The following is a 6,566-nucleotide window of genomic DNA, read 5'->3' on the forward strand; positions in this document are numbered from 1 at the left end:
CAATTTCCATCACCGCATCGTCGGCATTAACCTTATCACCCGGATTTTTCACCCATTTGATAACGGTTGCTTCGGCAACGCTCTCCCCCATTTTTGGCAATAACAGCTGGTATTTGGCCATACAGTAGAATATAGTTTAACCCCAAAATTATGTATTTAAATCTTTACTTTTTAATTTCAGTAAGTAAAGTATTCAACATTGACAGCGCCATTACCGCACTCCGTTCAATGTTTTGGCGGCGTTTACTGCCAAATGTGTATTTTTTTATCAATGATTTCCCTTTTCCGGCAACTGCAATCCACACAGTACCAACGGGTTTATCTTCCGTTCCGCCGCCAGGGCCGGCTACGCCCGTAATGGCCGCAGCAAAATCCGATTTGAAATTTAACAGTGCCCCCTCTACCATTTCTTTTACAGTTTCTTCGCTAACAGCCCCGTGCTGCCATAGAGTTTCGTTCTTTACCCCCAGGATACTCTCCTTTAACTCGTACGAATAAGATACAGCACCACCTAAAAATACGTGTGACGAACCCGGATGCTGGGTAAATAAGTGAGAAAGATAACCACCGGTACAGCTTTCGGCCACCGATAAAGTAAGGTTATTTGCTTCCATCCGGTCAAGAATAGCTTTTTCGAGCGGAATATCCTGATCAATAACAAACGGCGAACCTATCCGCTCAATAAACCGGGCGGCAAATGCATCCACTTCTTTTTGCAAAGCGGCCTGGTCTTCGCCAAAAGCACTTAAGCGTAAACGCACCTGGCCTAACTTGGGCAGGTATGCCAATTTAATATATGATGGCAGATCGTTCTCAATATCCGCTATCCGTTCGGCCAAAAATGATTCGCCTTCACCAACGGTTAGCAGTGTTTTATGGATAATTACAGGCAGCTTAAAGGTAGCTTTAACTTTAGGCAGCACCTGCTCCTCCATCATGTACATCATTTCAAACGGAACGCCCGGCATCGACACATAGATAACACCGTTTTGATTAAACCACATCCCCGGAGCTGTGCCGTTTTCATTCCTCACTACTTCGCAATTAGCAGGAACAAAAGCCTGCTGTTTATTAACTTCCAGCAAAGGGCGATTGTATTTAGCAAAAATGCGTTCTACATTGGCAAGGGCCTCTTTGTTTTCAACAAGTTCAACGCCAAAGTATTCGGCCAATGTTTTTTTAGTGATATCATCTTTTGTGGGACCAAGGCCGCCAGTGATCAAAATAATATTGGCCCGATTAGCTGCTTCGGCTAATGCTTTCAGAATATGCTCCTTATCATCGCTTATTGATGAGATCTGTTTTACGCGTACCCCTATCTTATTAAGTTCAGTAGCCATCCAGGCCGAATTAGTATCAACAATTTGTCCGATAAGTATTTCGTCGCCAATGGTAATTATTTCTGCCAGCATTATTATATTAATAAAAAGATGATTGTGGATTGTAATCGCTTTTCTTGCTCAATTTCAGATCCTGCAAGATAGACGCCTTCACCTTTAAAGTTACGTTATACATTTTATATACCCCAAAAGGAATCCACTGAAAGGCAAGGTCCCAGCAATGCAGATCGCGATATATTGAAAACGACGTTGCACTGGCAAACTTAGCCGCTTTAATATCATATGTAGTGGTATACTGGATCTTCCACTTTTGCGTAAGGTTCACATCGCCCGATACCTGGAGCGTATTGCTGGTTGTTTTGGTATTTAAATAATTTTGATAGCTAAAGCTATAATTAAGCGAGATATTCCACGGAACGTTAAAGTCCACATATGCATTCGGATCGCTGTTTACCAGGGCCAACCTCTGGGCCTGACTGGTATTCATAGTTGCAATAGTATTGAGGGCTGCGTTACCAGGTGTTGCCTTTGTTGAATTTAAACTGCCGCCCATGGAGATATTTAAACCGGTTAAAGTAGGAAATTTGCCATCCTGCCAGGTATACCTGTTTACATAACGGCTTGTTTTTACGATCTGATTATTTGCAAGAGAATCGCTTACCTTGGTTTCATAGGGGTGAAACACTCCGGAAAAACTGATGCTTAGTTTTTGATTGAAAATAGCCGTGTGCCCCGAAAATGAAATATCCGACAGTTTCATTGAATCGGCAGCGAAATTATAAAAGGTAGAAAATGATAAACCCTGCAAGATCATGATCTTCCGATCTGTACCGGATGTATCCGTGCTTTTTGCCTTTACCTTCGCCTCTATCGTGTTATCTACAGAAAAGTTTAAGCCTGCCTGCTTACCTGCCGACGGGCCGCCATAAACCCCATTCTGAAAAATGGAATACTTTTGATAGGTATAAGGATAAGGTACAGTAGCTGTACTTACCGCTGTTTTATAATAGCCGAAGCCTGGGTCGCTGAAGTCGGGGCGATAACTGAAACTAATTGACGGTGTAGCTACGTGCCTGATAGCTTTCAGGTTACCATGTTTAAAATTGATAGTACCGTATAATTTGGTTGATAAACCTGTGCTTATGCTATACTCTCCGGCACGCTTAAAGCCAGGTATAGTATCAATAATCAACTGGTTTGAGCCGGCAATACTTCCCCTTTCAAACCGTTCGTTAATGCTTTGAAAATACCAGCGTTCGGTATAGTTCACACTATTATTAAACTGAAAGTATTTTAACACGTTTAAACCCAAACTAACCGGGATGGTATGCTGAAAACCATTTTGTAACCGCTTTGATAAAGTTTCGCTCTTGAACAATTGACTTTCAGGGATATCACTCACCTTATTGGTACCTACCAAATTGTAACTGACAGTAATTTTCTGATACCATTTTTGTTCGCCCACCCTGTTTTTTGAGTCGAAGGGATTTATTGACGACATACCGAAAGCGATTGTAGGTAATTCGATATTTACTGTTTTACGGGCTATATCCTGACTATGCGAAATGCCTATACTTAAGTTAAAAGGTGTACCCGCCCAGGTTTTGCCATAGGCGATACTTGAACGTAAACTACTTTGCGCAATAGAGTTAACGTTATAATTACTTGCCGATGGTGTATTTCTGAAGAAACCCGAAGTACCTGCATCAACCGAAGCGCTGAAAGTTGAACCCGGGTTAGCATTGGCATCCTGTACGTGCGACCAGTAAATGTGTGCATCCTTAGTGGCAGGGTCACCCTCCAGACCGTAGTTATGCGAGCCGAAACTCAGCGTAACGTTACCCGTATACTTATAGCGCTTAAGGTAACGTGCAGTACTGCTAAGCTCATAAGATCCCTTTGAATAGATAGAGCCGGTAGTAGTTAGATCGACATAATCACTTATACCTATATAATAACCCAACCCTTTCAGGTAAAAACCCAAGGTATTATCCTCACCAAAAGTTGGTAAAATAACGCCCGACGTCCTGGTATCCGGCTTAGGAAAGAAGCCAAAAGGTATGCCCAATGGTAATGGCACCCCTTCAATTTCGAGATAAGCAGGCCCTGATATAATGCGTTTCTTTTCGCCTATACCGCGGGTTATCACAATACCGAAATGCGTATCAGGATAAGGCAGATCGCAGGTACTGAAAATCACGTTACGGTATGCAACCTCATCATCATTGAGTTTTTTTGCCTGTCCACCCGAAATAAAGTTACCTTCCTGCTCGGATGCAGGATTATAGATCTTTACTTTTTTGGTTTGATAATTAAAAATCAGGGAGTCGGATGCTACCGGCTTATCAGTTTTTTGTTTCATGATAGGCCTGCGGATATATTGATGCGTACGCGGATCAATACTTCCCCGGGCAAATATGAGGTGGTTTTTATCGTCAACCCTGATATAATCTGCATCAAGCTCAAAATCTTCATAAGTCACCCGGGCTTTTCCGTAAAATTGGGTGATCTGATGCTCCCTGTCTGAGTGTGTCGAATCCTCGGCGGTTGCCTTTACTTCTGATTGTAACCCACCTTTATTTTTTTTGGTGGTATCATTTGCGGGTAAAGAATTTACCGGTTTACCATTTCTTAGTGGCGTAATTGAGCCGGATTTTTTACCTTTAAGAAGTTTCTTATCACGAAGCGAATCAAGTTTGATAATAGTATCAGTTAACGGCCGCCTGCCATTGCTGCTATTTAAAATAGTGCCAGCATTAGCAAGTCCATTTACTATTAATATAATTGCAAGCAGAAAAAAAAGGGTTATGAATTTCAAAATTGATTATGAATAGTATTTTTGCAGATATAGTTAACAGCGTTCAAAAATAATGAAAAATAAGGCATTGAAAAGATTGATTTATAGTTTGTGGGTATTGCTGGTTCTCCTTTCATTTTTTCCTTTTAAATCATACAGTTCTATTGTAACTAATAATGTTAATCTTCAAAAGGATACTGTGATAAACAGTACCGGTTTTAAGATCAAAACAATTATTATCGACCCGGGGCATGGTGGCAAGCCATCAGCTTCTACAGGTCATTATTCGCACGGTGCATCGGGTTCTTATTCGTCAGAAAGGAATGTAACGCTGGCTATTGGCTTTAAATTGCAGGCCGCTATAGAAAAAGAATTAACCGGGGTAAAGGCTGTAATGACCCGTACTACCGAAGATGATGTTTCGTTTGAACGCAGGGCCGAGATAGCGAATGAAAACAAAGGGCAGCTATTTATTTCACTGCACTGTAACTCATTATCTGACAGAACTATTCGTGAAAAGGTTGGCACTAAACGCCATAAAGCGGTATACCGTACTGTAAGGGTTCCGGACAGATCAGGCAAGGGCGTACTGATTTTGGTTTACGGTTTACACCGTACCCGCGAAGAGGAAAGCGCTATTCAGAAAAACCAGGTTGGCGAAGAATCAGAACTTGATGGCGGTGCATTGGACCCGAACGATCCGATGACCATTATTTTAACAAACGAGTACAAAAGGAAGTTCAGGCAGCAAAGTATCAAGCTGGCTACTTTAATTAACGGCGAATTCACCGATACTGACGGGAGACGAAGTGAGGGTATCAGGGAGCAGGGTATCTATGTGCTTTGTCACAGCGCAATGCCATCAGTATTGGTTGAAACCGGCTACATCAATAACCCCGACGACGAAAAATACCTTAACTCGGAAGATGGACAAAACGAGATCGTAGCATCGATCATCCGTGCATTAACAAGCTATAAAAAAGAAATGGAACAGGTTTCGCAATAATTATAAAGGTAAACCTGTTACCTTCTGTGTAAATAAAACGTACATCATAAAACATATAAGCCTGGTGCAGGTTTATAACCTTAAACATAATTAACGTATAAACTCTACTTAATGAAAATCTCTAACGAAACTAAAATTGGCGCACTTACGGCCATAGCAATTACTATACTCATATTAGGTTACAGTTATTTACGCGGCAATGATGTTTTTTCAGGATCAAACAAATACTACGCTATTTATAACAGTGTTGAAGGTTTAACCGTTTCCAAACCGGTATTGGTAAATGGTTTCCAGATAGGCCGTATCTCCAAAATGCAGCTTCAGCAAGACGGCCGCTCGGTAGTTGAATTTAAAATTGATCCGGATGTAGTTGTACCTAAAAACACGCTTGCTAAGCTGGAAAGTACCGACCTTTTGGGCAGTAAGGCGATTGTTTTTGAGTTAGGGAATAGTAATGTACCTGCCGAAGACAAGGATACACTTAAAGCCGATATCCAGGGCAGCCTTGCTGAAACGCTGCAGCCGATACAAAAAAAGGCAGAAATGCTGATGTCAAAACTCGATTCGTCATTGAGCGCAGTTAATAAGATCCTGAACCCTAACTTTCAGAAAAACATCGACCGCAGCTTCATGAGCATTGCCAATTCACTGCAAACACTTGAGGGCACCACAAAAAAAATAGATTACCTGGTTGGTTCGCAAACAGGCCATATCGATGCTATACTTTCCAATGCCGAAGTTGTATCAGGCAACTTAAAAACAAGCACAACACACCTTAACGGCATGACAGCTAACTTTGAAAAAGTAAGTAACGACGTTGCCGCCGCTAACCTGAAACAAACCCTTGATAATGCAAACAAGGCCATGGCCGATTTACAGGCAACTATTGCCAAGATCAACAACAGCCAGGGATCTTTGGGCTTATTGCTTAATGATGATAAGATGTATAAAAACCTTACAGATGCATCAAGCAATCTCAATAACTTGTTTATCGATTTAAAAGCGCATCCGAAACGCTACGTAAGCTTCTCAGTTTTTGGCGGTAAAAAAGATTAAAGGATCGTGCTTGCTTTTGGCTTTCTGCCTTAAGCTTTCAGCTTTATTCTATAAAGAAGGTTTTCCCCTCAATTGCAAGGTCAGTTGAGGGGAAATTTATTTTAGCCTCATCCAATAACTCGTTCAATGTTTTATAGCGGGCCGAAAAATGGCCTATGAGTAGTTTTTTGGCATTGGTTTTCAGCCCTATCTCTCCTGCCTGCAACGCCGTGGTATGATGAGTTATAACAGCCCTATCGAGCATATCATTTAAAAACGTGGACTCATGATAAAGCAGCGTGGCGTTAGCGATTTGGGCAAAGTAGTTTTCATTATACATCGTATCGGAGCAGTAAGCATAGCTTTTAGGCTCTGCCGAATCGATGGT

5 protein-coding genes and 1 pseudogene are annotated in these 6,566 nt (G+C 41.5%); 2 read left to right on the forward strand and 4 right to left on the reverse strand.

The window, feature by feature from the left end; genetic code table 11:
- The 3 genes from VF500_RS01565 to VF500_RS01575 all read right to left on the reverse strand — a co-directional run.
- Positions 1–121 (reverse strand): lipoyl domain-containing protein (locus VF500_RS01565; protein WP_330857995.1); only part of this gene is annotated, 121 nt, incomplete at its 3' end.
- 43 nt (positions 122–164) lie between these two features.
- The gene (locus tag VF500_RS01570; RefSeq protein WP_330857991.1) at positions 165–1,412 is read right to left on the reverse strand and encodes a competence/damage-inducible protein A; all 1,248 of its coding nucleotides are present in this window, start codon (positions 1,410–1,412) and stop codon (positions 165–167) included.
- 7 nt (positions 1,413–1,419) lie between these two features.
- Entirely contained in the window at positions 1,420–4,158 is a 2,739-nt protein-coding gene (locus VF500_RS01575) for a putative LPS assembly protein LptD (RefSeq protein WP_330857992.1), read from the reverse strand.
- A 52-nt stretch (positions 4,159–4,210) separates the two neighbouring features.
- Here VF500_RS01575 and VF500_RS01580 point away from each other — a divergent pair, with 52 nt between their 5' ends.
- Both VF500_RS01580 and VF500_RS01585 read left to right on the forward strand, forming a co-directional pair.
- Entirely contained in the window at positions 4,211–5,143 is a 933-nt protein-coding gene (locus VF500_RS01580; protein WP_330857993.1) for an N-acetylmuramoyl-L-alanine amidase, read from the forward strand.
- Between the two features lie 111 nt (positions 5,144–5,254).
- The gene (locus tag VF500_RS01585) at positions 5,255–6,199 is read left to right on the forward strand and encodes an MlaD family protein (protein WP_330857994.1); all 945 of its coding nucleotides are present in this window, start codon (positions 5,255–5,257) and stop codon (positions 6,197–6,199) included.
- Positions 6,200–6,242: 43 nt separating this feature from the next.
- On the opposite strand, the pseudogene VF500_RS01590 reads toward VF500_RS01585, so the two are convergent.
- Positions 6,243–6,566 (reverse strand): annotated as a pseudogene (locus tag VF500_RS01590) (ribonuclease Z); the annotation flags it as partial.

Origin of the sequence: Mucilaginibacter sp. (genome assembly GCF_036383575.1) — a bacterium.
Taxonomy (GTDB): domain Bacteria; phylum Bacteroidota; class Bacteroidia; order Sphingobacteriales; family Sphingobacteriaceae; genus Mucilaginibacter.